This is a genomic window from Streptomyces sp. NPDC006739, from assembly GCF_042869815.1.
Lineage (GTDB): Bacteria > Actinomycetota > Actinomycetes > Streptomycetales > Streptomycetaceae > Streptomyces.
The window spans coordinates 195,233-221,621 of the sequence record NZ_JBIAGM010000002.1 but is presented as its reverse complement, the minus strand read 5'-3'; the positions used below and the strand labels follow the sequence as shown (position 1 = coordinate 221,621).

The 26,389-nt window shown below is 71.9% G+C and carries 24 protein-coding genes and 2 pseudogenes; 10 read left to right on the top strand and 16 right to left on the bottom strand.

All coding sequences use genetic code 11. The features are described 5' to 3' along the window. The first annotated feature begins 97 nt into the window (after window positions 1-97). Complete coding sequence (locus ACFYMM_RS04400) at window positions 98-607, top strand: carboxymuconolactone decarboxylase family protein (RefSeq protein WP_388384492.1); 510 nt, start codon at window positions 98-100, stop codon at window positions 605-607. Window positions 608-624: 17 nt separating this feature from the next. On the opposite strand, the gene ACFYMM_RS04395 is transcribed toward ACFYMM_RS04400, so the two are convergent. The 3 genes from ACFYMM_RS04395 to ACFYMM_RS04385 all read right to left on the bottom strand — a co-directional run bounded on the left by ACFYMM_RS04395 (window position 625) and on the right by ACFYMM_RS04385 (window position 3,603). Next, window positions 625-2,112 carry a glutamate synthase subunit beta gene (locus ACFYMM_RS04395; RefSeq protein WP_388383702.1) on the bottom strand — a complete coding sequence of 496 codons (1,488 nt, stop codon included), beginning with the start codon at window positions 2,110-2,112 and terminating at the stop codon, window positions 625-627. Between the two features lie 176 nt (window positions 2,113-2,288). Then, a complete protein-coding gene (locus tag ACFYMM_RS04390) occupies window positions 2,289-2,729 on the bottom strand; it encodes a DUF1772 domain-containing protein (protein WP_388383700.1) in 441 nt (146 codons plus the stop codon). 178 nt (window positions 2,730-2,907) lie between these two features. Next, complete coding sequence (locus ACFYMM_RS04385) at window positions 2,908-3,603, bottom strand: DUF2293 domain-containing protein (protein WP_388383698.1); 696 nt, start codon at window positions 3,601-3,603, stop codon at window positions 2,908-2,910. Between the two features lie 59 nt (window positions 3,604-3,662). On the opposite strand from ACFYMM_RS04385, the gene ACFYMM_RS04380 reads away from it, so the two are divergent. Then, entirely contained in the window at window positions 3,663-4,304 is a 642-nt protein-coding gene (locus ACFYMM_RS04380) for a uridine kinase (protein ID WP_388383696.1), read from the top strand. A 52-nt stretch (window positions 4,305-4,356) separates the two neighbouring features. Here the strand turns inward: ACFYMM_RS04380 and ACFYMM_RS04375 are convergent, their stop codons facing one another. After that, window positions 4,357-5,484: a magnesium and cobalt transport protein CorA gene (locus tag ACFYMM_RS04375; RefSeq protein WP_388383695.1), complete on the bottom strand. Its 1,128-nt coding sequence runs from the start codon at window positions 5,482-5,484 to the stop codon at window positions 4,357-4,359. Window positions 5,485-5,639: 155 nt separating this feature from the next. Here ACFYMM_RS04375 and ACFYMM_RS04370 point away from each other — a divergent pair, with 155 nt between their 5' ends. Continuing rightward, a complete protein-coding gene (locus tag ACFYMM_RS04370) occupies window positions 5,640-6,443 on the top strand; it encodes a methyltransferase domain-containing protein (RefSeq protein WP_388383693.1) in 804 nt (267 codons plus the stop codon). Window positions 6,444-6,456: 13 nt separating this feature from the next. Here ACFYMM_RS04370 and ACFYMM_RS04365 read toward each other — a convergent pair whose 3' ends face one another. From ACFYMM_RS04365 to ACFYMM_RS04350, 4 genes are all read right to left on the bottom strand, one after another. Next, window positions 6,457-7,410 carry a carbohydrate kinase family protein gene (locus tag ACFYMM_RS04365; protein ID WP_388383692.1) on the bottom strand — a complete coding sequence of 318 codons (954 nt, stop codon included), beginning with the start codon at window positions 7,408-7,410 and terminating at the stop codon, window positions 6,457-6,459. After that, a complete protein-coding gene (locus tag ACFYMM_RS04360) occupies window positions 7,395-8,303 on the bottom strand; it encodes a pseudouridine-5'-phosphate glycosidase (RefSeq protein ID WP_388384490.1) in 909 nt (302 codons plus the stop codon). The genes ACFYMM_RS04365 and ACFYMM_RS04360 overlap by 16 nt, the downstream gene beginning before the upstream one ends. A 104-nt stretch (window positions 8,304-8,407) precedes the next feature. Then, entirely contained in the window at window positions 8,408-8,962 is a 555-nt protein-coding gene (locus ACFYMM_RS04355; protein ID WP_388383690.1) for a methylated-DNA--[protein]-cysteine S-methyltransferase, read from the bottom strand. Window positions 8,963-9,018: 56 nt separating this feature from the next. After that, window positions 9,019-9,888 carry a glycerophosphodiester phosphodiesterase gene (locus ACFYMM_RS04350; protein ID WP_388383689.1) on the bottom strand — a complete coding sequence of 290 codons (870 nt, stop codon included), beginning with the start codon at window positions 9,886-9,888 and terminating at the stop codon, window positions 9,019-9,021. 279 nt (window positions 9,889-10,167) lie between these two features. On the opposite strand from ACFYMM_RS04350, the gene ACFYMM_RS04345 reads away from it, so the two are divergent. The 6 genes and pseudogenes from ACFYMM_RS04345 to ACFYMM_RS04320 all read left to right on the top strand — a co-directional run bounded on the left by ACFYMM_RS04345 (window position 10,168) and on the right by ACFYMM_RS04320 (window position 17,368). Then, entirely contained in the window at window positions 10,168-11,049 is an 882-nt protein-coding gene (locus tag ACFYMM_RS04345) for an MHYT domain-containing protein (RefSeq protein ID WP_388383687.1), read from the top strand. Window positions 11,050-11,089: 40 nt separating this feature from the next. Continuing rightward, window positions 11,090-13,237, top strand: a complete 2,148-nt coding sequence (uvrB, locus tag ACFYMM_RS04340) for an excinuclease ABC subunit UvrB (RefSeq protein ID WP_388383685.1) — start codon at window positions 11,090-11,092, stop codon at window positions 13,235-13,237. A gap of 156 nt (window positions 13,238-13,393) precedes the next feature. Then, window positions 13,394-13,972 (top strand): TerD family protein, encoded by a 579-nt coding sequence (locus ACFYMM_RS04335; RefSeq protein WP_388383683.1) that lies wholly within the window; start codon window positions 13,394-13,396, stop codon window positions 13,970-13,972. Between the two features lie 13 nt (window positions 13,973-13,985). Continuing rightward, window positions 13,986-14,938: pseudogene (locus ACFYMM_RS04330) on the top strand (export associated protein); the annotation flags it as partial. 219 nt (window positions 14,939-15,157) lie between these two features. Continuing rightward, entirely contained in the window at window positions 15,158-16,159 is a 1,002-nt protein-coding gene (locus ACFYMM_RS04325; RefSeq protein ID WP_388383682.1) for a TerC family protein, read from the top strand. A gap of 108 nt (window positions 16,160-16,267) precedes the next feature. Further along, window positions 16,268-17,368 (top strand): calcium:proton antiporter, encoded by a 1,101-nt coding sequence (locus ACFYMM_RS04320; protein ID WP_388383681.1) that lies wholly within the window; start codon window positions 16,268-16,270, stop codon window positions 17,366-17,368. Window positions 17,369-17,376: 8 nt separating this feature from the next. Here the strand turns inward: ACFYMM_RS04320 and ACFYMM_RS04315 are convergent, their stop codons facing one another. After that, entirely contained in the window at window positions 17,377-18,648 is a 1,272-nt protein-coding gene (locus tag ACFYMM_RS04315) for an MFS transporter (protein WP_388383679.1), read from the bottom strand. Window positions 18,649-18,818: 170 nt separating this feature from the next. Here ACFYMM_RS04315 and aroQ point away from each other — a divergent pair, with 170 nt between their 5' ends. After that, complete coding sequence (gene aroQ, locus ACFYMM_RS04310; RefSeq protein WP_388383677.1) at window positions 18,819-19,292, top strand: type II 3-dehydroquinate dehydratase; 474 nt, start codon at window positions 18,819-18,821, stop codon at window positions 19,290-19,292. 29 nt (window positions 19,293-19,321) lie between these two features. Here aroQ and ACFYMM_RS04305 read toward each other — a convergent pair whose 3' ends face one another. From ACFYMM_RS04305 to ACFYMM_RS04275, 7 genes and pseudogenes are all read right to left on the bottom strand, one after another. Beyond that, window positions 19,322-20,074 (bottom strand): amino acid ABC transporter ATP-binding protein, encoded by a 753-nt coding sequence (locus ACFYMM_RS04305; RefSeq protein ID WP_388383675.1) that lies wholly within the window; start codon window positions 20,072-20,074, stop codon window positions 19,322-19,324. Then, on the bottom strand, window positions 20,071-20,958 hold the full coding sequence (locus tag ACFYMM_RS04300) for an amino acid ABC transporter permease (protein ID WP_388384488.1): 888 nt from the start codon (window positions 20,956-20,958) through the stop codon (window positions 20,071-20,073). The genes ACFYMM_RS04305 and ACFYMM_RS04300 overlap by 4 nt, the downstream gene beginning before the upstream one ends. A gap of 50 nt (window positions 20,959-21,008) precedes the next feature. Next, window positions 21,009-21,893: an ABC transporter substrate-binding protein gene (locus ACFYMM_RS04295; protein WP_388383673.1), complete on the bottom strand. Its 885-nt coding sequence runs from the start codon at window positions 21,891-21,893 to the stop codon at window positions 21,009-21,011. 324 nt (window positions 21,894-22,217) lie between these two features. Then, window positions 22,218-22,403, bottom strand: a pseudogene (locus tag ACFYMM_RS04290) (MBL fold metallo-hydrolase); the annotation flags it as partial. A gap of 140 nt (window positions 22,404-22,543) precedes the next feature. Next, entirely contained in the window at window positions 22,544-24,145 is a 1,602-nt protein-coding gene (locus ACFYMM_RS04285; protein WP_388383671.1) for an FAD-dependent oxidoreductase, read from the bottom strand. Beyond that, window positions 24,142-24,753 (bottom strand): class I SAM-dependent methyltransferase, encoded by a 612-nt coding sequence (locus ACFYMM_RS04280; RefSeq protein ID WP_388383669.1) that lies wholly within the window; start codon window positions 24,751-24,753, stop codon window positions 24,142-24,144. Before ACFYMM_RS04280 ends, ACFYMM_RS04285 begins: the two co-directional genes overlap by 4 nt. Before the next feature lie 41 nt (window positions 24,754-24,794). Next, window positions 24,795-25,991: a lycopene cyclase family protein gene (locus ACFYMM_RS04275; protein ID WP_388383667.1), complete on the bottom strand. Its 1,197-nt coding sequence runs from the start codon at window positions 25,989-25,991 to the stop codon at window positions 24,795-24,797. Between the last annotated feature and the right edge of the window lie 398 nt (window positions 25,992-26,389).

Genomic DNA, 26,389 nt, shown 5'->3' with positions numbered 1-26,389 from the left:
GTTGAAACACATGACGACGCACACGATCACCGACGACACCCGCATCGGCACCCACACCCACACGCCCGCGCACAGCGACACGCCCGCGCACACCGGCATGCACGGGCACACCGGCACCGGGGGCCCTTCCTCCCTCGCCGCGGCGGAGGCCGCCCGCAGCCGCCTGGACTTCGCCAAGTCCGCCCCGAAGGTCTTCCGCGCGCTGATCGGCTTCGACGCCGCCGCCCGCGCGGGCCTCGACCCGGCCCTCGTCGAGCTGATCCAGATCCGCGCCTCGCACCTGAACCACTGCGCCTACTGCTTGCACATGCACACGAACGACGCCCGCAAGGCAGGCGAGAGCGAGGACCGGCTGCACATGGTCGCCGTCTGGCGCGAGGCCCGTCACTTCTTCACCGCGAAGGAACAGGCGGCCCTCGCGCTGACCGAGGCGGTCACCCTCGTCGCCGACGGCGGGGTCCCCGACGACGTCTACGCCGAGGCCGCGACCCGGTTCGACGAGGAGGAACTGGCGCAGGTCCTCGCCCTCATCCTCGCGATCAACACCTGGAACCGGGTGGCGCTGTCGACGGGCAAGGTCGCGGGGACGGACGAGCGCCGCCGCTGACCCACGGCCGGCGGGGGTCAGACCGTCATGGGCCGGTCGTGCGGCGTTATCGGCGCCGGCAGCCGCGAACTCCCCGTCAGATACCGGTCGACGGCCGCCGCCACCGCCCGGCCCTCCGCGATCGCCCACACGATCAGCGACTGCCCGCGCGCGGCGTCCCCGGCGGCGAACACGCCGGGGACCCGGGTCGCGAAACCGCTGTCGCGGGTCAGCGTGCCGCGCGGCTCCAGGGCCAGCCCGAGCTGGTCGATGATCCCGTCCTCCCGGTCCGGCCCCGAGAATCCGAGGGCGAGCAGCACGAGATCGGCGGGCAGCGTCCGGCCGGTGCCCGGCACCGGCTGCCGCCGCGCGTCCACCTCGACCAGGTGCAGCCCCTGTACGTGCCCGCTCCCGTCGCCGGTGAACCGGAGCGTGGAGGCCGCGAACAGCCGCGCGTCCGCGTCCGCCGCCGGCGCCGTCTCCAGGTCCCGGGCCTCCTCGTGCGCGGCCGACAGCCGGTAGACCTTCGGGTACGTCGGCCAGGGCTCGGCGTCCTCGTCGCGCTCGGCACCCGGCTGGGCGTAGATGTCCAGCTGGGTCACGGAAGCGGCCCCTTCGCGCACCGCCGTGCCCAGGCAGTCGGCGCCCGTGTCCCCGCCGCCCACGATCACCACGTGTTTCCCGGCGGCGGACATCGGCGAGGCGTCGAGATCGCCCTCGCACACCCGGTTGGCCAGCGGCAGGTACTCCATCGCCTGGTGTATCCCGGCCAACTCCCGCCCTGGAACGGGAAGTTCCCGCCAGGCCGTGGCCCCCGTGGCGAGTACCACGGCGTCGTACCGGGTCCGCAGCTCCGCCGCCCCGACGTCCCGCCCGACCGTCGTGGAGGTGCGGAACTTGGTCCCCTCGGCCCGCATCTGCGCCAGCCGCCGCTCCAGATGCCGCTTCTCCATCTTGAACTCGGGGATGCCGTACCGCATCAGCCCGCCGATCCGGTCGTCCTTCTCGTACACGGCGACGGTGTGTCCGGCCCGGGTCAGCTGCTGCGCGGCGGCGAGCCCGGTCGGCCCCGAACCGATCACCGCGACCGTGCGCCCCGACAGCCGCTCCGGCGGTCGCGGCTGCGCGAACCCCTCCTCCCAGGCCCGGTCGGCGATCGCGCACTCGACGTTCTTGATGGTGACCGCCGGCTGGTTGATGGCCAGCACACACCCGGCCTCGCACGGCGCCGGGCACAACCGCCCGGTGAACTCGGGAAAGTTGTTCGTGGCGTGCAGCCGGTCGCTCGCCGCCCGCCAGTCCTCCCGCGACACCAGGTCGTTCCACTCGGGGATCAGGTTGCCCAGCGGGCAGGCTTCGTGGCAGAACGGGACACCGCAGTCCATGCAGCGGTCGGCCTGCTTGCTGATGATGGGCAGCAACGCCCCCGGAACGTACACCTCGTCCCAGTCCCGGACCCGTTCCTCGACGGGCCGCCGCGGCCACTCCTGGCGCGGTGTGGTCATGAACCCCTTGGGATCGGCCATGGTCGTCTTCCTCGCGTGCGTCCACCACGGGCCGTGCGTCATCGGGCGGCACTCTTCCGGCCACGATACGTCCCCTCCGGCGGCCCCGCAGAGTGGTGGACAGCGCTTTCTGGGGTGATTCCCGACGGGCGGGCAGCCGGTTTCCGATGCGGCGGACAACCGGACGGCGCTCGCGCTCAGGCGGGGGCCAGCATGCACACGAGTGCGGCGGCGGCCGCGGCCGCGGCACGGACGTGGTTCCACCGGGTCCACTCGCGGACGTACGCCGGCCAGTACGCGGTCGCGTCGGGAGCGCCCGGCTCCAGTCCGGCCGGCGTCTCGTTGCGGGGCACGTTCACGACCAGGGTCAGTCCGAACGAACCGAACAGGTACAGCGCGCTGCCCAGCAGCAACTCCGCCTTGCCGTCGTCCGGCCACACCACGAAGGTCACCACGGCGATCATCGCGCAGAGCACCGCGGAACCGGCGAACAGCAGCATGAACGCGGGCGTCAGGGCGGCCACGTTGATCGCCCTCATCGCGGCGACGCCCTGCGCGGGCGGCAGCACGGCGAGCCCCCTCATCACGAACGTCGAGAACCCGCAGAACACCCCGGCCACCAGGCCGGTCCCCAGCACACCCAGCACGATCAGGACGACCTACGGCCCCGTGATCACGGCGCCGCCCACCTCCCTCTCCCACCCCGACCGGCCGGCCCGGCACCACACCTCACCTCTCCCTCACCCCCGAACCCCGCCCCCAACCCCCGCTCCCCACCCTCACCCCCAACCCTCCACCCCTCGCCCCCACTTCGGCTCAGCCGGCCGCCTCCTCGGACCCCCGCCAGCCCCGCAGCACCGTCTCCACGGCCGCAGCGATCCGTCCACGCGCCTCCGCTCGTGCCACCCCGCTCATCAGCAGCTGGTCGTACGGCGTGTCCAGATGCCGCACGGACGCGACGACCGCCGAGAGCACCGCCCGCTCGGACAACGCCCGCCCGGCCGCGCTGCGCCCCACCCGCCCGCTGCCCCGCAGCGAGGCGTGCCCGGCGATCGCCCGCGCCCGCTCGGGCGGGCACCCGGGAAACAGCCGCCGGATCTCCGCCGCGAACGCCTCCGCGAACCGCGCGTCCTCGGCCGCCCTGCGCCCGGCGTCCCGGGCCCGGCGCCGCCGCCGAGCCTCCGCGTCCGCCAGACACCGCTCCTCGGCCCGGGCCAGGGCCGCCTCCTCCACCAGGACGCCCTGCCGCTCGTACCGGCTGCGGCGCCGGTTGAACCGCACCACCACCGCCGACAGCGCGCTCTCCTCCCGCGACCTGCGGGTCAGCGCGGTGTCGCCGCGCGGCAGGAACACCAGGTGCCCGAGATCGGCGCAGTCGAGACAGCGCGGCACCCCGTCCTCCAGCACCAGCATCGACAGCGGCCCGCGCAGGCACGCCGCACAGCGCTTGCGCCGCAGCGGCTGGACGACCAGGGGTCCCGTGCGCGGAGGGGGAGTGGGGAGGCGGGCCACAAGGTCTTCCTTCCCTCCCGGGACCCACCTTTCCCGCTCGTCCGCAAGGAACCGGCATCATGGCCGCTGTGCGACTCGAAGCGATCACCTGGGACCGGCTCGGCGAGCGGCTTGCCGAGCGGCTGGCCGGTCTGAAGCCCTCGGACGGAGGTGACTGGCCCCGCGTGGGCTTCGACGGCGCTCCGGCCGGCCGGCCCGGAGACCTCGCGCAGCGCGTCGCCGAGGAGCTGCGCGTTCGGGGCAGACCGTCGCTCGTCGTCGGCACCGAGGGCTTCCTGCGCCCCGCCTCGCTCCGCCTGGAGCACGGACACCGGGACGCCGAGTCGTACTACGACGGCTGGTTCGACACCGGCGCCCTGTGGCGCGAGGTCTTCGGCCCGCTCGACCCGGGCGGGACCGGCCGGGTGCTGCCCGACCTGTGGGACCCGGCCGCCGACCGCGCCACCCGCAGCCCCTACGTCCAACTACCGTCCGACGCCGTCCTGTTGATGCACGGCCCCCTCCTTCTGCGGCACTGGTTCCCTTTCGACCTGACCGTCCACGTCCTCCTCTCGCCGGGCGCGCTGCGCCGCCGCACCCCCGAGGCCGAGCACTGGACGCTGCCCGCCTTCGAGCGCTACGCGGCCGAGACCGACCCGGCCGCGACCGCCGACGTCCTGGTCCGCGCCGACGACCCACGGCACCCGGCCTGGAACGGCTGACCGGCGACCCTCCAGGGCTGGCGCCCGGGCCGGAAGGCCGGTCAGAGCCGGGTCACAGCCAGCCGTTGCGCCTGAAGCCCCGGTACAGCGCCAGACACGCCGCGAATATCACCCCGAGGACGAGCGGATAGCCGAACCGCCAGTGCAGCTCCGGCATGCGATCGAAGTTCATGCCGTAGACCCCGCACACCATCGTCGGCACGGCGATCACCGCGGCCCACGCCGTGATCTTCCGCATGTCCTCGTTCTGGGCGACGGTGACCTGCGCCAGATGCGCCTGCAGGATGGAGTTGAGCAGTTCGTCGAAGGCGGCGATCTGCTCCTTCGCCCGCATCAGATGGTCGAGGACGTCCCGGAAGTACGCCTGTATCTCCGGGTCGACCACCCGTATCGGCCGGGTGGCGAGATCCTCGATCGGACGGCCGAGGGGCGCCACCGCCCGCTTCAGCTCCAGCAGTTCGCGCTTCATCTGGTAGATGCGCCCCGGATCCAGCCGCGCGCCGTTCTCCGAGAACACGTCCGTCTCGACCTGGTCGATGTCCGCCTGCACCGCGTCCGTGACGGTCAGGTAGTCGTCGACGACATGGTCCGCGATCGCGTGCAGCACCGCCGCCGGCCCCTTGGCCAGCTGCACCGGAGCCGACTCCAGCTCCTCGCGCAGCGGGCCCAGCGAGCCGTGCCGCCCATGTCGCACCGTGATGACGAAGTCGGGGCCGATGAACGCCATGATCTCGCCGGTGTTCACCACCTCGCTCGTCGCCGTCAGCTGTTCGTGCTCGACGTAGCAGACGGTCTTGAACACCGCGAACAGCGTTTCGCCGTACCGCTCCAGCTTGGGCCGCTGATGGGCCTCGACCGCGTCCTCCACGGCCAGCGGATGCAGATCGAACAGCTCGGCGATGCCGGCGAACTCACGGTCCGTCGGCTCGTGCAGACCGAGCCAGACGAACCCCTCGCCGCTCTTGCGTACCAGCTTCACGGCGTCCACCAGATCCCCGCTGCCGGCCACCCGCACGCCGTCCTGGTAGGTCACGCAGTTCACCACCGAGGAGCCCAGGGGGGAACGGGCGGGGTGGCTCAGGTCGACCCGGGGCCGCCGCCTGGCCAACCGCGCCACCTTGCGCAGGCCACCGACCTTGTCGAGCCCCGTGACCTTCCGCAGATTCCCTGCCATCGACATCTGGATCTCCTCGCGTGGAACTCCTCGCACAACCCTTCCGCGCCTTGCCGGGACAGTCTGCCAGTCCGGCGTGAGACGCGGGTAAGCCTGTGGGAACAGGTCATTCCGCTTTGTTCCCGCCTGTGGACGAGCGGGGCGGCTGGGATGATCGAGGCATGACGCCAACCGACCGGTACCTCCTCGACAACCGGCAGACCGAGGCGGGACAGCGCTTCGACGCCTTCGCCACCCTCTTCGACCCCACCACGTTCCGGCACCTCGAAGGGCTCGGCGTCGGGCCCGGGCTGCGCTGCTGGGAGGTCGGGGCCGGCGGCAGCTCCGTGGTGTCCTGGCTGGCCGGGAAGGTCGGCCCCACCGGCAAGGTCGTCGCCACCGACATCGAGCCCTCGCTGCTCGCCGCCGCCTCCCACCCCTGCGTCGAGGTCCGCGTCCACGACGTCGGCGCCGAGGAACCGCCGGGAGAGGACTTCGACCTGGTGCACGCCCGGCTGGTGCTCGTCCACGTGCCCGGCCGGGAGAGGGCGTTGCGCTCCATGGTCCGGTCACTGCGGCCCGGCGGCCGGCTCCTGCTGGAGGACGCCGACCCCGCTCTGCAGCCCCTGACCTGCCCCGACGAACACGGCCCCGAGCAGCAGCTCGCCAACCGGCTGCGGCGGGGTTTCCGCAAGCTGCTCGCCGACCGCGGCGCCGACCTGGCGTACGGCCGCAAGCTGCCGCGCCTGCTCCGCGAGGCCGGACTGTGCGAGGTGGAGGCCGAGGCCTACTTCCCGGTCACCTCGCCCGCCTGCGCCGCCCTGGAGACCGCGACCGTCCGGCAGATCCGGAACCGGCTCGTGACGGCGGGCCTCGCCACCGACGAGGACATCGACCGGCACCTGGCCAACGTCGCCGCCGGCGGCATGGACCTGGCCACGGCACCGATGATCTCGGCATGGGGACACAAGCCGCAGCCGGCCTGACCCCGGGCAGAGATCAGGGCGACTGAGCGGCCACCGTACGGTCACCGCGCGGTGGGGGGCGGCCGCCCACCCGCCGCACCGCCAGCGCGCCCGCCCGGCAGCCGTGTGCCGCCGCCTCCGTGGGATCCGCGCCCGCGACGAGGGCCGCGAGGAACGCACCGGTGAAGGCGTCCCCGGCGCCCGTCGTGTCCCGGGGCGTCGCCGGTGCGGCCGGGACCCTGGCAAGGACGGACCCGGAGCGGGCCACCAGCGCACCCTCCGCGCCCGACTTCGCCACCACCAGCGGGACCCGGCGGCTCAACTCGGCCGCCGCGTCCGCCGGATCGGGCAGCCCGGTCAGCAGACACGCCTCGTCCCGGCTGGGCAGCAGCACGTCCAGACCCTGCGCGAAGGCCAGGAACCGGGCCGGCCCCGACCGCGCCAGGAAGCCGGCCGACGCCGGATCCAGGCTCACCGGCACGCCCCGCGCGCGTGCCGCCGCGAGCGCCACCGCCGCGAGCGCCCGGCTCGGCTCGGAGAACAGGAGATAACCCGACAGGTGCAGCCGGGCGACCCCGTCCAGCAACGCGTCCGACCAGTCGGCCGGTTCCAGCCGCAGGGAGGCGCCGCTGTCCGTGAGGAACGTACGCTCCGCCGAGGCCCCCGTGTCGACGAGACAGATCACCGTCCCGGTCGCCGCCTCCGGGTCCACCACCAGCCGGGGCGAGACCCCGGCCGCGACCAGCTCCCGCTCCTGCCACCCCGCGGCGTCCGCACCCACCCGCCCCAGCAGCCGTACGTCCGCGCAGCCCGCGTGGGCCGCCCAGCAGGCCACATTGGCGCCGGCCCCACCGGGCACCGTCCGGATCACGGCGGCCGTGTCGGTGCCGGCCGCCAGCGGCCCCCGGTACCGGGCGACGACATCGGTGATGACGTCCCCGACGACCAGCAGTGCCCCGCGCGGGCCGGCCGTCACCCCCTGGTCCACGCCGCGGCGATCCGCGCCGCCAGCCGCACGTTGCCGCGCACGGCCGCCAGGTTCGCGCTCAGCGAGGCGCCGTCCGTGTGCCGGACCAGATGGTCGAGCAGAAACGGGGTGACCGCCTGACCGGTGACTCCCGCGGCCTCGCACGCCCGGAGCGCGTCGGCGAGCACGCGCGCGTGCAGCGCGGGATCGAGCTGCTCCTCCTCCGGCACCGGCTGTGCGACGATCAGCGCCGACTCCACCGCGCCGAGCGCGTCCTGGGCCCGCATGACCTGCGCCACCTGCTCAGGAGTCTCCAGCGTCCAGTCGACCGGATGCCCGGAGTCGGACAGGTAGAAGCCGGGGAAACGGTCCGTACCGTACCCGGCGACGGCCACACCCAGGGTCTCCAGCCGCTGCAGGGTCGCCGGCACGTCCAGGATCGACTTCACACCCGCGCACACCACCGTGATCCGGGTGCGGGCCAGCAGCCCCAGGTCGGCGGACTCGTCCTGGCTCACCGTCCACTCCCGGTGCACCCCGCCCAGCCCGCCCGTCGCGAACACCCGCACACCCGCCAGGGCCGCGAGCCGCGCCGTCGCCGACACCGTGGTCGCCCCGCTCGCACCCGCCGCCACGGCCAGGGGCAGGTCACGGTGGCCCAGCTTGCGTATCCCGTCCTCGTTCGCGACCCGCTCCAACTGCTCCTTGTCCAGGCCGACACGAGGGCGTCCGTCCAGCACGGCCACGGTCGCGGGCACGGCTCCCTCCCGCCGCACCACCTCCTCCAGCTCCAGCGCGACCTGGAGATTGCGCGGGCGCGGCAGCCCGTGCGCGATGATCGTGGATTCCAGTGCCACGACCGGTTGACGCGCGTCGATCGCCGCCCGGACTTCTTCCGACACCACCAGCACCACGTGCCCGCCTCCTGTCAGTCGGTCCTCCCTCATCTCTGGCGGGTGCCACACCGGGCTAAACGCCTGGGGACCGTGGGCGCGGCCACAGGACCGACCGCGTCCCCTCAGAAGAGCGGCTCGGGCAGGACACCCTCCAGCGCCAGCAGCCTCCGCTTGGTCTCCAGACCGCCCCCGAAGCCGCCTATGCCGCCGTCGCTCTCCACCACCCGGTGGCACGGCACGACCACCGGCAGCGGGTTGGCTCCCATCGCCGCGCCCACCGCCTGCGCACCGCCGGGCTGCCCGACCCGCCCGGCCAGATCGCCGTACCCCACCACCGTGCCGTACGGAACGCCGGACGCCAGCTCGCGCAGCACCTGGCGGGGGAAGCCGGAGATCAGCGACCAGTCCAGCGGCAGGTCGAAGTCGTGCCGTTCGCCCGCGAAGTACGCCTCAAGCTGGCCTGCCGCCTTCGCCAGCAGCGGCGAGCCGGGGTCCTCGGCCGGCTCCGCGCCCAGCCGCGCCGCCAGCCGCTCCAGAGCCCGGTCGCGCACCGCGTCCGAGGCATGGAAGACGACGTTGACCAGGCCGTCCCGGGTCGCCGCCAGCATCAGCGGGCCGATGTCGGTACCGACCACGGCCCACACGACCCGCTGCTCGTCCTGCCCATGGCTGTCCATGCGATCCACCGTACGGCCCGCCACTGACAACGCCCGCCCCGCCGCCCGTCCGCGCCTCAGTTCGCGCTCAGCGCCGCCCGGACCACGTCGGGCCTGTTGCTGATCACCCCGTCGACGCCCTCGTCAGCGGCCCTGCGGGCGGTGGCCGCGTCGTTCACGGTCCACGCGAACACCCCGAGCGGCTTGTCGTGCGGTCCCTTCAGGCCGTGCACGGCGGAGACGTACGAGGCGGAGATCGACCCGAACGAAGGGTTGATCAGATCGGTGAAGCGCGCGTACCCGGGCAGCTGGACCACGGACGGCCGGCCGAGGAACGCGGTCGTCACACACGGCTTCAGCCCGTGGACGATCCGCACGCTGTCCGCGCTGAAGCTCTGCACGATCAGGCGCCCCAGGTGCCGGCGGTCCAGCCAGCCCTGGTTGCCCAGCAGCGCGAGGGTCTGCCGTTCGATGCCCGGGTACAACTCGGGGTTCTTGATCTCCAGAAGCAGCTTCTCGTGATTGTGGTCGACCCGGCGCATGTACTGCGCCAGCGTCGGTACGCGCGTGCCCGCGTAGCGGGGGGAGAACCAGCTGCCCGCGTCGAGCCGGGCGATCTCGGCGGCGGTGAAGTCCTTCACCTTCCAGGGCGCCCGGCCGGGGAAGACGTCCTCGACGTTCGTGGTGCGCGCGAGGCTGTCGTCGTGGATGACGACCAGCTCGCCGTCCTTGGTGCGCTGCACGTCGTTCTCCACCCAGGAGAAGCCCATCCGGGCCGCCCTGTCGATGGAGGCCAGAGTGTTCTCGGGGGCGTATGCGGAGGCCCCGCGATGGGCGATCACCGTGGGCTCGACGGCGTCGCCCGCCCGGGCGGCCGAGACGGGGCTCAGCAGGACGGCCGTCCCCACAAGCGCGGTGGTCGTGGCGGCAACTGCGCGCGCGTGCATGCGTACTCCTCGCGTCGAGCGAATACGGACAGGTCCAGACTGACAGCAGAACGTCATCCGCACGCGGGTGCAGGACGGCCACAGATCGAACGGAGATGTCCAAGTCCGCTCACCGGTGCCGCACAACTGGGGCAAGGGCGTGTTTCTTTGCCGGAAAATCGTTCGACCATTCCGGTGGGAGTCATACTCTCTGCGTCTACCCCGACCGCTCCAGCGGTCCTGCGGCAAGGCGCATTTCAGATCTTCACAGGACGCGACAGGGCGGGAGGGCAGCCGCGCATGCAAGGCACAGTCGACGGATTCAGCTACGGGGCCGTCACCCCGTTGGTGGCCTACCTGATGGCCTGCCTCGGCGGTGCCCTCGGCCTGCGCTGCACCACCCGCTCCATGCTCGGGGCGCGCTCGTGGCGCCCCGCCTGGCTCGCCCTGGGCGCGGCCGCGATCGGCTCCGGCATCTGGACCATGCACTTCGTCGCCATGATGGGCTTCACCGTCAAGGAGACGCCGATCCACTACGACGAAGCCACCACGTACGCGAGCCTCGGCCTCGCGATCGTCATGGTGGGCGTCGGGATCTTCATAGTCGGCTCCCGCGGCGCCACCGGCACCGCCCTCTTCACCGGCGGGACGATCACCGGCCTGGGCGTCGCCTCCATGCACTACCTGGGCATGGCGGGCATGCGCTTCAACGGGCAGTTCGGGTACAACACGTTCACCGTCGCCGCCTCGGTCGTCATAGCGGTCGTGGCCGCCACCGCCGCACTGTGGGCCGCCGGGCAGGTGCGGGGCTTCCTGTGGAGCGTGGGCGCCAGCCTGGTGATGGGGCTCGCCGTCAGCGGTATGCACTACACCGGCATGGCCGCACTCAGCGTGCACCTCCACGGCACCGCCGCCACCACCGAGGGCTCCTCGCCCGCCTCCCTCCTCGCGCCCATGCTGATCGGGCCCCTCGCCTTCCTGCTCCTGGCGGGCGTCGTCGTGATGTGCGATCCGCTCATGATCATGGGCAAGCCCGCCCGGACCGTCCTCGCCGAGCACAAGCCGGGCGTCCCGGCCGGCGCCGTGGCCTCGCACCCGGGCCGCCGCCCCCAGCTCCACCCCGCCCGTGAGTACGCCCGCCACCAGGAACACCACGATTCGCGGACCCCGCAGAACCGGTGATCGGGACCCGTTGTCAGTGCGGGGTCGTACGGTGGGTTCCATGCGGCCCGTTTCCCACATCGAACGCACGGTGGCGCCCTTCGAGGTCGTCAGCCAATACCAGCCCAGCGGTGACCAGCCGGCGGCCATCGCCGAGCTGGCCCGGCGCATCGAGGCCGGTGAGAAGGACGTCGTCCTGCTGGGCGCGACCGGCACCGGCAAGTCCGCCACCACCGCCTGGATGATCGAGAAGCTCCAGCGCCCCACCCTCGTGATGGCGCCGAACAAGACCCTGGCCGCCCAGCTGGCCAACGAGTTCCGCGAGCTTCTCCCCAACAACGCGGTCGAATACTTCGTCTCGTACTACGACTACTACCAGCCCGAGGCGTACGTCCCCCAGTCGGACACCTACATCGAGAAGGACTCCTCGATCAACGAGGAGGTCGAGCGTCTGCGCCACTCGGCGACCAACTCGCTGCTCACCCGCCGTGACGTCATCGTGGTCGCCTCCGTCTCCTGTATCTACGGCCTGGGCACCCCGCAGGAGTACGTGGATCGGATGGTCCCCCTGCGGGTCGGCGACGAGATCGACCGTGACGAGCTGCTGCGCCGCTTCGTCGACATCCAGTACACGCGCAACGACGTGGCCTTCTCCCGGGGCACGTTCCGGGTGCGCGGCGACACCATCGAGATCTTCCCGGTCTACGAGGAGCTGGCCGTCCGCATCGAGATGTTCGGCGACGAGATCGAGGCCCTGTCCACGCTCCACCCCCTCACCGGCGAGATCATCAGCGACGACCGGCAGCTGTACGTCTTCCCGGCGTCCCACTACGTCGCGGGCCCCGAGCGCATGGAGCGGGCCGTCAACGACATAGAGAAGGAGCTGACCGAACGCCTGGCCGAGCTGGAGAAGCAGGGCAAGCTCCTGGAGGCCCAGCGGCTGCGCATGCGCACCACGTACGACATCGAGATGCTCCGCCAGATCGGCAGCTGCTCCGGCGTCGAGAACTACTCGATGCACTTCGACGGCCGACTGCCCGGCTCGCCGCCCAACACCCTGCTCGACTACTTCCCGGACGACTTCCTGCTCGTCATCGACGAGTCGCACGTCACGGTCCCGCAGATCGGCGCCATGTACGAGGGTGACGCCTCCCGCAAGCGTACTCTCGTCGACCACGGCTTCCGGCTGCCCTCCGCCCTGGACAACCGCCCCCTGAAGTGGGAGGAGTTCCAGGAGCGGATCGGCCAGACCGTCTACCTGTCGGCCACCCCCGGCGCCTACGAGCTGTCCCGCGGGGACGGCGTCGTCGAGCAGATCATCCGCCCCACCGGCCTGGTCGACCCGGAGGTCGTCGTCAAGCCCACCGAGGGCCAGATCGACGACCTGGTGCACGAGATCCGCAAGCGCACCGAGAAGGACGAGCGCGTCCTGGTCACCACGCTCACCAAAAAGATGGCCGAGGACCTCACCGACTACTTCCTGGAGCTCGGCATCCAGGTGCGCTACCTGCACAGCGACGTCGACACCCTGCGTCGCGTCGAACTGTTGCGCGAACTGCGCTCCGGCGAGTTCGACGTCCTGGTCGGCATCAACCTGCTGCGCGAGGGCCTCGACCTGCCCGAGGTCTCCCTGGTGGCGATCCTCGACGCCGACAAGGAGGGCTTCCTGCGCTCCGGGACCTCGCTGATCCAGACCATCGGCCGTGCGGCGCGCAACGTCTCCGGTCAGGTCCACATGTACGCCGACAAGATCACACCGGCGATGGAGAAGGCCATCGACGAGACCAACCGGCGCCGCGAGAAGCAGGTGGCGTACAACAAGGCGAACGGCGTCGACCCGCAGCCGCTGCGCAAGAAGATCAACGACATCGTCGCGCAGATCGCCCGCGAGGAGGTCGACACCGAGCAGCTGCTCGGTTCCGGCTATCGCAAGCTGAAGGACGGCAAGGGTGCCAAGGCCCCCGTCCCGTCACTGGGCGACAAGGCGGCCAAGGGAGCGAAGGCCACCAAGACCGCCAAGGGCGGGGCGAAGGAGACCGTGCCCACGGACCGGCCGGCGGCGGAACTCGCCGAGCAGATCGAGGAGATGACCGAGCGCATGCGCGCCGCCGCCGCGGACCTCCAGTTCGAGATCGCCGCCCGGCTGCGCGACGAGGTCTCCGAGATGAAGAAGGAACTGCGTCAGATGCGGGAGGCGGGTCTGGCCTGACCCCCGCCCGCCGTGCCGGACCCCGGCGTGTACGCGCCGTGTTGCAACACCGCCACAAAGCGCGTGCCGGGGTTCGGCACCGTCAGTGCCTCTGCATAGGGTTCTGTGCACCGCGCACTGCGCGGCAACAGGGGAAATCCGAGAGGGGAAACAGCCGTGACCGTCAACATGACCAAGGGTCAGGCCATCAGCCTGGAGAAGAAGGACGGGGGCTCCCTGACCGCGGTCCGCATGGGTCTCGGCTGGCAGGCGGCGAAGCGACGCGGGCTGTTCGGCTCGCGCACGCGCGAGATCGACCTGGACGCCTCGGCGGTCCTCTTCGCCGACAAGCAGCCCGTCGACGTCGTGTTCTTCCGCCACTTGGTGAGCGACGACGGCTCCGTGCGCCACACCGGCGACAACCTCGTCGGCGGCGTCGGCCAGGGTGGCGACGACGAGGCCATCCTCGTCGACCTCCAACGCGTCCCGGTCCACATCGACCAGATCGTCTTCACCGTGAACTCCTTCACGGGCCAGACCTTCCAGGAGGTCGAAAACGCGTTCTGCCGCCTGGTCGACGAGACCAACGGACAGGAACTCGCCCGCTACACACTGGCGGGCGGCGGCGAGTACACCGCCCAGATCATGGCCAAGGTGCACCGGGCAGGCCAGGGCTGGACGCTGACCGCCCTGGGCACCCCGGCCAACGGCCGCACCTTCCAGGACCTCATGCCGACGATCCTGCCGAGCCTGTAGGACTACCAGGGCGTCACGGGGCGGCCGGCGGTCGGCGCGCGAGACGGCCCTGGCCAGACGCGGTCTGCTGGTCGGCCGGGCACAAGCCGTATTCGACCGGGACCTGGCCCAGCTCACCGCCGAGTCCGAGGTCGTCGAACCAGCGCTGCCACCCGCCCACGCCCGCTGGGACAGCCCCGTCTGGCACGGCTACCGGACACCGGCCGAGCCGCCGATGGCCGTGCGCCTGTGCGATCTCCATCTCCCCGAAAGCGAGCCGCTGCGCATTCCGATGCTGGTCGGACTGCCGCTGGAACGGGGGCTGTGGATCGACAGCGTCCGTACACCGGCTCCCGACGGCTCCCTCCCCGACGCCGGGGAGACGCGGCGGCTCGCGATGGACGTCGCGGTGGCGCTGGCGGTGAGACTGCTCGCCGTGCACCCGGCGGGGCAGTTCGGCGTGCGGGTCGTCGATCCGGCCGGTGCGGCGGCACCGGCGCTCGTACCGCTGGTACGGGCCGCGGGGTGCTCGCGGCTTTGCCCGCGAGCGGTGCGACGGGCGTCGCGGACGTCCTGGGCCGGCTCACCCGGCACGTCGACCTGGTACGGATGGCGGCCGGTGGCGGTGCGGCCGAGTCATTGCCGGCGGGCTTCGACACCGCCCGGCAACTGCTGATCGTCAACGACTTCCCGCACGGCTTCGACGACCGGGCGGTGACCCGGCTGCGTTACCTCGCGGACGAGGGACCGTCCGTCGGCGTCCACCTGCTGATGGTTGCCGACCGCGAGGACGCCACCGCCTACGGCCCGCTGCTCGACCCGCTGTGGCGTTCGCTCACGCGACTCACCCCCGTGCCGGACGACCACTTCGCCGACCCCTGGGTCGGGCACGCCTGGACGTTCGAGCCATTCCTCGCGCCGGCCGGCGGCGGGGTGCTCCAGCAGGTGCTCGACGAAGTCGCGACGGGTCGCGCCAAGCACAGGTAAAGCACAGGTGAACAGGGGTTTTGGTATTTCCTTTGCCAAACACTTTACCTTCCTTGGTGATTGGGTATGGTTTTCCGTACGGAGGGGAGTACTCCCTGACTGCGGCGCACCCGTCAGTACGGATCCGTTCGGATCCCGGGGCGTCGGCCCATCGCGGGTGGAAGAGACCTCCGGCAGCGACGACGCTGACTGTTTGCCGTGACAACTGCCGGAGGCGTAGTGGAAGTTTCCGTAAACCTGTGGGTCCTGACCGTCGTCGGCCTTGCCGCCCTGATCGCGGTCGACTTCTTCATCGGACGCAAGCCCCATGACGTGTCCGTCAAGGAAGCCGGCATCTGGACCGTCGTCTGGATCGCCCTGGCCGCCCTCTTCGGACTCGGCCTGCTCGCCTTCGCCGGCGGTGAGCCCGCCGGTGAGTTCTTCGCCGGGTTCATCACCGAGAAGTCGCTGAGCGTCGACAACCTCTTCGTCTTCGTCCTGATCATGGCGAAGTTCGCCGTGCCCTCGCAGTACCAACAGCGGGTCCTGCTCGTCGGTGTCCTCATAGCCCTGGTGCTGCGGGCCGTCTTCATCGCCGCGGGCGCGGCCATCCTCGCCAGCTTCTCGTGGGTGTTCTACCTCTTCGGCGCCTTCCTGATCTGGACCGCCTGGAAGCTGATCCAGGAGGCCCGCGCCGACCAGGACGACGAGGAGTTCGAGGAGAACAAGCTGCTCAAGGCGGCGGAGCGCAAGTTCGGCGTGGCCGACCGGTACCACGGCACCAAGCTGTGGATCCAGCAGAACGGCAAGCGGGTCATGACCCCGATGCTGGTCGTGATGCTCGCCATCGGCACGACGGACGTCCTGTTCGCCCTGGACTCCATCCCCGCGATCTTCGGCCTGACCCAGGACCCGTACATCGTCTTCACCGCCAACGCCTTCGCCCTCATGGGCCTGCGCCAGCTGTACTTCCTCATCGGCGGCCTGCTCAAGAAGCTGGTCCACCTCTCGTACGGCCTGTCGATCATCCTCGGATTCATCGGCGTCAAGCTGGTGCTGCACGCCCTGCACGAGTCCGGTGTGCACGTCCCGGAGATCAGCATCCCGGTCTCCCTCGGGGTGATCTGCGCGGTCCTGGCCGTCACCACGATCACCAGCCTGATCTCCTCCAGGAGGCAGGCAGCGGCCGAGGCGGCGGGGACATCCGGCGAGAGCACGCGCACGGACAGCGTCGAGGCCTGACCGCGGGGCACCGGAACACGCACAGGGGGCTCGGGCGCGCCGGCGCCCGGCCCCCGCACCAGAAAGGAACGGAATGCGAAGCCTGTACACCTCTGCCACCATCGCTGCATGATCACTCGGCTGAGGTCGCTCACCACTCAGTGGACGCTCTTCGTGCCGGTGCTCGCGGTCGTCCTCCTCCTCTTCACCTGGGGCCGTCATCTGCCCGGGGCGGTCGTCCCGCTGGTGACCCTGGTCCTCGCGGGATCGGTGCTGGCCGCGGTGCACCACGCGGAGGTGGTCGCCCACCGGGTCGGCGAACCCTTCGGCTCCCTGGTCCTCGCCGTCGCCGTCACGATCATCGAGGTCGCCCTGATCGTCACCCTCATGGCCGACGGCGGCGACAAGAGTTCCACCCTGGCCCGGGACACCGTCTTCGCGGCGGTGATGATCAGCTGCAACGGCATCGTGGGCCTGTGCCTCCTGGTCGCCTCGCTGCGGCACGGCACGGCGGTCTTCAACCCCGAGGGCGCCGGTGCCGCGCTCGCGACGGTGGCGACCCTGGCGACGCTCAGCCTCGTCCTGCCGACCTTCACCACCAGCAAGCCCGGCCCGGAGTTCTCGGTCGTCCAACTGACCTTCGCCGCACTGTCCTCACTGATCCTGTACGGCCTGTTCGTGACCACCCAGACCGTGCGGCACCGCGACTACTTCCTGCCCATCACCCGGCAGGGAACGGTGATCACCGCGGACGAGCACGCGCAGGCCCCGGCCGCCCGCATCGCCTGGATCAGGCTCGCGTTCCTCGCGCTCGCCCTGATCGGCGTGGTCGGTCTGGCGAAGGGCGTGTCGCCGACCATCGAGTCCGGTGTGCAGGCGGCCGGTCTGCCTCAGGCCGTCGTCGGTGTGATCATCGCGCTGCTGGTTCTGCTGCCCGAGACGATCGCCGCGCTGCGCTCCGCTCGCCGCGACCGGGTGCAGATCAGCCTCAACCTCGCCCACGGTTCGGCGATGGCCAGCATCGGCCTGACCATCCCCGCCGTCGCCCTCGCCTCCGTCTGGCTCTCCGGGCCCCTGATCCTCGGCCTCGGTGCCACGCACATGCTGCTGCTCCTGCTGACGGTCGTGGTCAGCTCCCTGACCGTGGTGCCGGGACGGGCCACCCCTCTCCAGGGCGGCGTCCACCTCGTCGTGTTCGCGGCCTACCTGGAGCTGGCGATCAACCCGTAGGCGGTCGGTCAGCCGGTCGCCGGTTCCACCACCGCCACGGGCACCGGGCGGGTCTCCGGCAGAAGCGCGAAGCAGCACAGGCTCAGCAGCGCGATCCCCGTCAGATACGCGCCCACCCCCCAGGGAACGCGCCCGCCCCGCTCCGCGAGCGCCGTCGCCACGATCGGGGTGAGGGCACCACCGAGCACCCCGCCCAGGTTGTAACCCACGGCGGCGCCGGTGCAGCGCACCCGCGGCTCGTACAGCTCCGGCAGATAGGCCGCGATCACCGCGAACACCGTGATGAACGCGATCAGCGCGCCCAGGAAGCCGAGGAACATCAGCAGCGGCTCGCCGGTCGCCAGCAGCGCGACCATCGGGAACATCCACAGGGCGCAGGCCGTGCACCCCGCCAGACACATCGGCCGTCGCCCGTAGCGGTCGCCGAGCAGCGCCATGAAGGGCGTCAGGGACCCCTTCACCAGCACCGCGGCCATGATGCAGGTCAGCATGACGGTACGGCTCACCCCGAGCCGCTCCGTCGCGTACGCCAGCGACCAGGTCGTCACCGCGTAGAACACCGCGTAGCCCACGGCCATCGCCCCGGCCGTCAGCAGCACCAGCCGCCAGTGGTTCCGCACGACCTCCGCGAGGGGCACGCGCGCGTGGTCCTCGATCTCCAGGAAGCGAGGACTCTCGGCGAGCGACGAGCGCAGCCACAGTCCGGCCACGGCGAGCGCCCCCGCCGCCCAGAACGGCACCCGCCACCCCCACCGCGCGAATTCCGCCTCGGACAGCACCGCCGACAGGGCGAGCATCACACCGTTGGCGAGCAGGAAGCCCAGCGCGGGCCCCACCTGGGGAAAGCTCGACCACAGGGCGCGCCGCCCGGCGGGCGCGTGCTCGGCGGTCAGCAGCACCGCCCCGCCCCACTCCCCGCCCAGTCCCAGCCCCTGCAGGAAGCGAAGAGCGAGCAGCAGCACGGGAGCGGCGACGCCGATCGAGCCGTACGACGGCACGCAGCCGACCGCGACCGTCGAGGCGCCGGTCAGCAGCAGCGAGACGACGAGGACCGGCCGGCGCCCCCGCCGGTCCCCGATGTGCCCGAACAGCACCGAACCCAGCGGTCGGGCCAAGAACCCCACGCCGAACGTCGCGAAGGCGGCCAGGGTGCCCGCCACCGGCGAGAAGGTGGGGAAGAACAGCGGCCCCAGGACGAGGGCCGCCGCGGTCCCGTAGACGAAGAAGTCGTAGAACTCGACCGCCGTCCCCGCGAGGGAGGCCGCCGCGAGCCGCGGCATGGAGGGAGGCTTGACGGTGCGTACATCATGCATGTCGCGTCAACTACCCACCGTGATCATCGGTTACGGGGGCGCGCGGAGGCGCGGCGTCCGGTTCCGCGCGCCGTGATAGACCGGGTGTGAGCAGCGGTCGTCGACGCGCCGCCCACCCCGAACGGACCGGAGGAACCGTGCCCCGCACCCTGGCCAACGCCCCGATCATGATCCTCAACGGGCCCAACCTGAACCTGCTCGGGCAGCGCCAGCCCGAGATCTACGGGTCCGACACCCTCGCCGACGTCGAGGCCCTGTGCGCCAAGACGGCCGCCGCGCACGGCGGCACCGTGGACTTCCGGCAGTCCAACCACGAGGGCGAGCTGGTCGACTGGATCCAGGAGGCGCGGCGTGACCACTCGGGCATCGTCATCAACCCCGGTGCCTACTCGCACACGTCGGTCGCCATCCTGGACGCGCTCAACACCTGTGACGGACTGCCCGTGCTGGAGGTCCACATCTCCAACATCCACCAGCGCGAGTCGTTCCGGCACCACTCGTACGTCTCGCTGCGCGCCGACGGTGTGATCGCCGGGTGCGGGGTGCAGGGCTACGCGTTCGGCGTCGAGCGGGTCGCCGCACTGGTGGGGGCGGCCCAGGCCGACGCATAGCGTCCTGCGGGCATGGGGCGAGTGCCCCCTCAGAGGCGTCCTGCCTCCACGATCCGCCGCAGGAAGCGCCGGGTGCGCTCCCGCCGGGGATCGCCGAAGACCTGCTCGGCGGTGCCGCGCTCCAGCACGACCCCTCCGTCCAGAAAACAAACCTGGTCGGCGACGTCCCGCGCGAAGCCCATCTCGTGGGTGGCCAGCACCATGGTCATGCCCTCGTCCTTCAGGTCCCGGACCACGTTGAGCACCTCGCCCACGAGTTCGGGATCCAGGGCGGCGGTGATCTCGTCGAGCAGCAGCAGCCGGGGCCGTACCGCGAGGGCCCGCACGATCGCCACCCGCTGCTGCTGACCGCCGCTCAGCCGGTCCGGATAGGCGTCCGCCTTGCCCGCAAGACCCAGGCGGTCCAGCAGTTCCCTGGCCCGCTCCTCGGCCTGGGCGCGCGAGGCGCCGTGCACCCGGCGCGGGGCGAGCGTGATGTTGTCCAGCACCGTCATGTGCGGAAAGAGGTTGTAGGCCTGGAAGACCACGGCGATACGGCGCCGTACCGCGTCCTGGTCGGCGCGCGGGTCGGTGATCTCCTCGCCGTCCAGCCAGATCGCCCCGTCGTCGATGTCCTCCAGCAGGTTGGCACAGCGCAGCAGCGTCGACTTGCCGGATCCGGAGGCACCGATCAGCGCGGTCACGGTGTGCGGGGCGACCTCCAGATCGACGTCCCGGAGCACGACCGAGCCCCCGAAGGTCTTGCGGACGGCCTCCATCCGAAGCACCGGAGCGTCGCTCATATCGATCCTCCCTGGGCCCGCTGCCGGTCCATCCTGGCCGTCACCCAGTCCGTGAGACGGGTCATCGGGATGGTCAGCGCCACGAAGACCAGCCCGGCGATGATGTACGGCGTGTAGTTCAGGCTGCGTCCCACGATGATGTCCGCGGCCCGTACGGCGTCCACCGCGCCGCCGATCGACACGAGCCCGGTGTCCTTCTGCAGCGACACCAGGTCGTTGAGGAGCGGCGGCACCTGACGGCGCACGGCCTGGGGCAGCACCACGTACCGCAGGGCCTGCCGGTTGGTCAGGCCGAGCGAGCGGGCGGCGGCGCGCTGCGAGGGGTGGACGGACTCGATGCCGGCCCGGAACACCTCGGCGACGTACGCCGAGTAGGTCAGTGTCAGCGCCGTACCGCCCAGCAGCACCGGATCGACCGTCACACCCTGCAGCCGCAGCGCGGGGACACCGAGGACCACGATCATCAGGTTGATGATCAGCGGCAGCCCGCGGAAGAAGTCCGTGTACGCGGCCGCCAGCACCCGCAGCGGGAAGAAGACCGGCCCGCGCAGCGTCCGGGCGACGGCGATCAGCATGCCGAGGACCAGCACGGCGACGCCGCAGACGAGCAACAGCCGGACGTTCAGCCACAGTCCGTCGAGGACCTTGGGCAACGCCTCGCGCGCGTACTGCCCGTTGAAGAACGTCTCCCTGGTGCGCGGCCAGCCGGGCGCGCCGACCACGACCAGGTACAGCACGACGGCCGTGAGCAGGGTCGAGACAGCGGCGACGGCCGTGGCCCGGCGGGCGCGCGCCCGCTTGTAGCGCTCGCGTTCCAGCCGCCGCCCGGAGGGCACGTAGCCGTCGTCCGCGCCGGAGGCGCCGTCCCCGGCGCCGTCCGGCATGTCGCCCTCGTCGTCCGCGCCCTCCGGGGCGGACTCGCCCTCGGTGACCGTCACTTGAGCACCGGGGCGTCGACGGCCTCGGAGAGCCACTGCTTCTCGATCTTCGCCAGCGTGCCGTCCTTGCGCAGGGCGTCGACGGCGCCGGACACGCACGGGGTGAGCGCGCTGCCCTTGTCGAGGACGAGCCCGAACTGCTCGGCGGTGCCGCCCTGGTTCTCGAACTGACCGACGATCTTCGCGTTCGTCACCTCGGCCGCGGTGATGTAGAACGCGGTCGGCAGGTCGGTGACGATGGCGTCCACCTGGCCGTTCTTCAGCGCTGACTTGGCCTGGTCGTTCTTGGCGTACACGGCGGCCTCCTGCGTCGGCCTCACCACGTCGCTGATGTAGTTCAGGCTGGTGGTGCCCACCTGGGCGCCCAGCTTGAGGCCCTTCAGGTCGGCGACGCTCGTCGCCTTGGCGGCCTTCGAGCCCTTGAGGGCGATGACCGCCTGGCGGACGTCGTAGTAACCGGACGAGAAGTCCACGGCCTTCTTGCGTTCGGGGCTGATCGACACCTGGTTGATGTCGAAGTCGAAGCTCTTCACGCCGGGCGCGAACGCCTTGTTGAACGGCACGCTCTGCCAGACCACCGCGCTCCGGCCGTAACCGAGTTGCCGCGCCACCGCGTAGGTGACGGCCGATTCGAAGCCCTCGCCGTTCGCCGGCTTGTCGTCCTTGAACCACGGTTCGTACGCCGGCTCGTCCGTCGCGACGGTCAGCTTGCCGGACGTCTTGGTGGCCAACGCGCCTTTGGCGCAGCTCTTCGAGGCCGAGCCGGACGGCGTGCCGGCCGCCTTCTGCTCGGGCTGCGGAGCGCAGCCGACGGCGGTGGCGAGCAGGGCTACGGTCGCGGCGGCGACGGCGCGGTGCAGGGCGCGAGGAGCAGGGTGCATGGCGGGAGAGTGGCAGCGAAAGACGCGTTTGTCGAGGTCACGACCGTAATTGTCCGCATGGTGGGAACGGGTGTTGCGGTCGTGTGAACGCTTCCGGTCGATGTCTGGGCCGGGCCGCCGGCCGAGGGCGGGGTTGTGGACCGGCGGCCCTCCGCGCAGGAGCCGTCATCCCGTGCGGACTGTTCTCAGTTGACCGCGCAACAACCCGCGCCGGGAGCGCGCGTACGCCCCCGGCGCGTGCGAACCGTTCACACGGGGCGCGCGGACGGATCCGCGCGCCGGGGCGCATTCGTCACCGTATCCGTCGGCGCCCGGCGGGAGTTGTCACCACCCGCGCGCGTGCCACTCCGGCAGATGCGGGCGTTCGGCGCCCAGCGTGGTGTCGTCGCCGTGTCCGGGGTATACCCAGGTCTCGTCCGGCAGTACGTCGAAGATCTTCGTCTCGACGTCGTGGATCAGACTGGCGGAGGCCTTCGGGTCCTTGAACGTGTTGCCGACCCCGCCGGGGAACGTCAGGGGTGGTGATCACACACCTTGAAAGGCGGCTACGAGATCGTCCGCCGCGACACCACCCTCACCAGGTCACTGATCGCCTACGGCCACTGAGCCACATCGGAACTACTCGTCCGGGGCGGCGCCAGGACAGCGCGTCATGCGAGCCCCGTGCGCTCCCGCTTCCCGCTGCTCTCACCCCTCCGAGGCTTGGGTCGGCGGCGTGCCGCCAGGGCTCGCAACAGCGCTGACCGGCCGCGGTCGGGGACTGTCCATACTTCCTCACCGCGCACCCCCCACCGCTCCAGCAGGGCGTTGGCGGCGAGGAAGCCCGAGGTGGCAGCGCGTTCCATCAGCGCCACGGGCAGGTCGGTGCGGACCAGGTCACCGGCGACGACGACGGCCGGATCAGGGGTGCGCACTGTAGGACGGTGGACGTACCCGCCGACGGGGAAGAGGGGACAGTCCGCCCGCCACTCGTGCCGCGCGGCGAGGACACGGGCGCGGCGCGTCTCCGGGTACACCCGGTGGAGTTGCTCGACGAGATCCCGTTCGGCGGTGTCGCGGTCGGTGGCCGGCGGCACGGCGTAGGCGTGGAGTTCGACGACCGAGCCCCCGGTGCGTGCGGCCCAGCGTCGCGCCTCGCCCTCCCACCGGGCGAGAACACTGACGTTGTCCAGCGCTCCGTAGCCGCTGGTGCCGAGGAAGCCAGGGCGGGTGGGGTCCAGGGGGCGGTCCAGCCACAGCCGGGACACGAGGAAAGGCGCGGCCGTGCGCAGCCGCGCGATCCGGTCGCGCCACGCGCTGTCGCCGAGCCGCGGGGAGCGGCCCACCACCGCTTTCAGACCACCGGTGTCCATGGCCAGCACCACGGCGTCGAAGAGCCGGGTGCCGGACGCGTCGACCACGAGGTGCCTTCCGTCCGGGACCGGATGGACGGTCTCGACGGGTGTGGCGGTGCGCAGGACAGCTCCGTACTGCGCCAGATGCCCCGCCAACGGCTCCCAGAGAGCCGTGGGGAAGGGCTCTCGGGGCACGTCGAACAGCAGACCCTCGCTCGAGCCGAGGAAGTAGATGTGGAACATCAGCGCCATCTCGGCCGCCGAAAGCTCCCGGGGCTCGGCGAAGAAGCTCCGGGAGAACACCTCGAAGGCCAGATGCCGCGCGGCCTCAGGGAAGCGCACGGCGTCCAGGAAGGCGTCGGCGCTGACGTGGTCGAGGTCCTCGTGCACTCGGAGGGTACGGACGTCCAGCAGGGGCAGCGCGGCGACCGGGCGCAGGGACAGCAGGTCCCCGAGCCGAAACGTGGGGCTGAGCGCCGCGAAGCCGAGCACGCTCCACGGCGGGGTGCGCGGCACGCGGCGGAAGCTGTCGCACAGGCCGCCGCTGTGCCGAAGGGGATAGTCGGGCAGGCCGGTCAGCATGCCCAGCCCTGGATCCACCCGGCGCAGCAGGGCCCGCAGGTTGTAGTACTGCCGGAAGAAGGCGTGGAAGCCCCGGCTCATCGTGGCGCGGCTGCCGTCGGGCAGGGTGACCGGCCACCCCGCCACCCGGCCGCCGAGGAAGGGCTCCCGCTCGTACAGCACCACGCGCACGCCCCGCTCCGCCAGCACCGTGGCCGCGGCCAGACCGGCGATGCCGCCGCCGATCACCGCGGTGACCGGTGGATCGGCCGGGACGTGGTCCGTTCCCGGCCGGACGGCCACCCTCTGCGCCCGCCGGTCCCGGCCGGGCGGCCGGCCGCTGGTTCGGCCGTTCACCGGGCACCGCCGGGACGCTCCGGTGGCCGCCGGGCGAGGAAGGTGTGCGTGATGCCCGTCTGCCAGCCCGGCAGCGGCAGCACACGGAGGATGACGCCCGCGCAGACCGTGGACCACACCGCGCGGTCCACGCGCCGTCCGCTGAGCGCGTACTCGTGCACCGCGAGTCGGCCACCCGGCGCAAGCAGTTCCAGCACCGTACCCAGCACGGCGTCACAGTCGGCCAGGTTGCGGAACAGATAGGCGGCGAAGACCGCGTCGAACGGGCCGTGCACACCGGCCGCGGCGAGGTCCTCCGCCGGGGCGTGGACGAAGCTCACCCGGGTCGGCCACTCCTTGGCGGCGGCCCGGCGCAGCATGCCCGCCGACGCGTCCACCCCGACGATCCGCGCACGCGGCAGGGCGGCGGCCAGGGCCGCGGTCGAGGCACCCGTGCCACAGCCGAGGTCGAGTACCCGGTGCCCGGCCGTGCCGGCCGCCTGGGCGAGGCGCCGGGCGGAGCGGCGCAACTGCGCGTGATAGCCCGGGTTCAGCGTCACCAGACGGTCGTAGCTGCTGGCGCCGCGGTCGAACGCTTCGGCCAGCGCCGCATCGTGCAGCAAGGTCATCAGCAACTCCTGTGCGGAGGCCGCCTGCCTGGACAGGCCGGTCAGGGGGCGGGGAAGGGGCGGCGGGGCAGCCACCGCAGTTCCGCGGCCGTGCGCAGCATCGGTGCCACCGGGGCGTGCGCGCCGACGGCGAGGTCCTCGTACAGCCGGGTCCGCCCGTCCAGGAACCGCAGCAGCCGCGTGACGGGCACACGGTCGAACAGCCGGCAGAAGAAGTCCGGGCCGTCGACGCGGCCGGTGTCCAGAGCGCGCAGGAGGACGGCGTCCATCATCCGCGCGCGCCTCGGGTGGGGCGGCGGTGGAGCGGGACGGCGGCCCGCGCGGACGGCCCGGGCGACGGCCTCTGTCTGCCGCTGGATGGCGGCGAAGGTGTATCCGGTGGAGGGACGTGTGCAGCCGCCGGCGACTCCGATGCGGAACACCGTGGGTGCGGCGCGGGCGGTGAGGACTGCGTCGGTCATGGGGATCACCCCTTGTTCCGTGGCCAGGACCTGCACCGGGCCGATGCCGAGCACCTGGTGCGTGTAGTGCTCCAGCGCGGTGTCATAGGCGTCGGCGGTCAGCGGCGCCGGGCCGAACTCGGTGTACTCGACCAGGGCGGTGTGGCGGCTGGTGGGCAGGACGTACCCGAAGGACAGTCCGCGCGCCGGCTGCGGTGTGCGGAAGTCCATCAGCTCGGCCACGGCCGGGTCGAACACCGGCCGCCTGGTGCGGACGAACCAGCCGCGGAAGTGCTGAAGCAGGTGGGTGCGGGCGGCGGGCAGGCGGTGCAGGGGCCGGGAGTCGAACACCCAGCGGGCCGCCAGATCGACCCGGGCACCTGAGGCGTCCGTGGCCCGCACGTGCGCCGGGCCGCCGGCACGGAACACCACGTCGTGAACGGTGGCCTCGATCCGTCGGATCCACGGCCGCTGCGCCAGGTCGCCCGCCACCAGCGCCTCGAAGTCGTCGGAGCGGATCATCTTGTAGCGCAGGGGTGCGATGGGGCGCAGCACGGGCGTCCCGCGCCGGCTGTGGATGCGCAGCCATTCCCAGGAGGCCGTCACCGCGGAGTGGTAACGGCCCCGGTCGGCTTCCCAGAAGCACCAGGTCCGCGGCGGTGCCCGCAAAGGACCGGCCGGCGCGTCGACCAGGACGGCGGACACCGCCTGCCGCCGGACCGTGTTCCTCGGCAAGCGGTGCGCCAGGGACAGTCCCGCGGCCCCGCCACCGACGATGACGATGTCCGACTCGACCACTCCTCCTCCGTTCCCGAGCCCGCTCTCCACCGGCCCGCGCCGGTGCCGTCCGCCGCGTCGTCGGCCGGTCCGCACCGACGCCCTCCGCCGCGTCGTCCACCGGGGCCAGCTGGCTGCGCCGGAGTATTCCGGCCCGGCCCCGCCCCCGGGTGCGTGCCACGCTGGTCCGCTTTCCGACGGGTGCCCGCCGAACGGGTGGTGGCGGGGGCCATTCGGTGCCCCGCCCGCGGCAGACCGGCCGCGGCGGGGAAGGCATCGGGGCGTCCGGGTTCCAGGCGTGGGAGGCCGGGACGCGGGCATGCCCGCGTCCCGGCCGCGCGGTGCGGGAGACGCCCCGCTGCCCCGGCACCAGGAAGCGCGCTGCCGGGCGACCGGCTTGCGGTGCACCGCGCGCCCCG

What these genes read in the sequence shown, in the direction of transcription:
- ACFYMM_RS04295 (WP_388383673.1), bottom strand. Translation starts at nt 21,893, where the DNA reads ATGCACCCTGCTCCTCGCGCCCTGCACCGCGCCGTCGCCGCCGCGACC.
- ACFYMM_RS04380 (WP_388383696.1), top strand. Translation starts at nt 3,663, where the DNA reads ATGGCCGCTGTGCGACTCGAAGCGATCACCTGGGACCGGCTCGGCGAG.
- ACFYMM_RS04370 (WP_388383693.1), top strand. Translation starts at nt 5,640, where the DNA reads ATGACGCCAACCGACCGGTACCTCCTCGACAACCGGCAGACCGAGGCG.
- ACFYMM_RS04395 (WP_388383702.1), bottom strand. Translation starts at nt 2,112, where the DNA reads ATGGCCGATCCCAAGGGGTTCATGACCACACCGCGCCAGGAGTGGCCG.
- ACFYMM_RS04400 (WP_388384492.1), top strand. Translation starts at nt 98, where the DNA reads ATGCACGGGCACACCGGCACCGGGGGCCCTTCCTCCCTCGCCGCGGCG.
- ACFYMM_RS04355 (WP_388383690.1), bottom strand. Translation starts at nt 8,962, where the DNA reads ATGGACAGCCATGGGCAGGACGAGCAGCGGGTCGTGTGGGCCGTGGTC.
- ACFYMM_RS04300 (WP_388384488.1), bottom strand. Translation starts at nt 20,958, where the DNA reads ATGCCGGACGGCGCCGGGGACGGCGCCTCCGGCGCGGACGACGGCTAC.
- ACFYMM_RS04305 (WP_388383675.1), bottom strand. Translation starts at nt 20,074, where the DNA reads ATGAGCGACGCTCCGGTGCTTCGGATGGAGGCCGTCCGCAAGACCTTC.
- ACFYMM_RS04375 (WP_388383695.1), bottom strand. Translation starts at nt 5,484, where the DNA reads ATGTCGATGGCAGGGAATCTGCGGAAGGTCACGGGGCTCGACAAGGTC.
- ACFYMM_RS04350 (WP_388383689.1), bottom strand. Translation starts at nt 9,888, where the DNA reads ATGCACGCGCGCGCAGTTGCCGCCACGACCACCGCGCTTGTGGGGACG.
- ACFYMM_RS04280 (WP_388383669.1), bottom strand. Translation starts at nt 24,753, where the DNA reads ATGACCTTGCTGCACGATGCGGCGCTGGCCGAAGCGTTCGACCGCGGC.
- uvrB (WP_388383685.1), top strand. Translation starts at nt 11,090, where the DNA reads ATGCGGCCCGTTTCCCACATCGAACGCACGGTGGCGCCCTTCGAGGTC.
- ACFYMM_RS04320 (WP_388383681.1), top strand. Translation starts at nt 16,268, where the DNA reads ATGATCACTCGGCTGAGGTCGCTCACCACTCAGTGGACGCTCTTCGTG.
- ACFYMM_RS04315 (WP_388383679.1), bottom strand. Translation starts at nt 18,648, where the DNA reads ATGCCGCGGCTCGCGGCGGCCTCCCTCGCGGGGACGGCGGTCGAGTTC.
- ACFYMM_RS04345 (WP_388383687.1), top strand. Translation starts at nt 10,168, where the DNA reads ATGCAAGGCACAGTCGACGGATTCAGCTACGGGGCCGTCACCCCGTTG.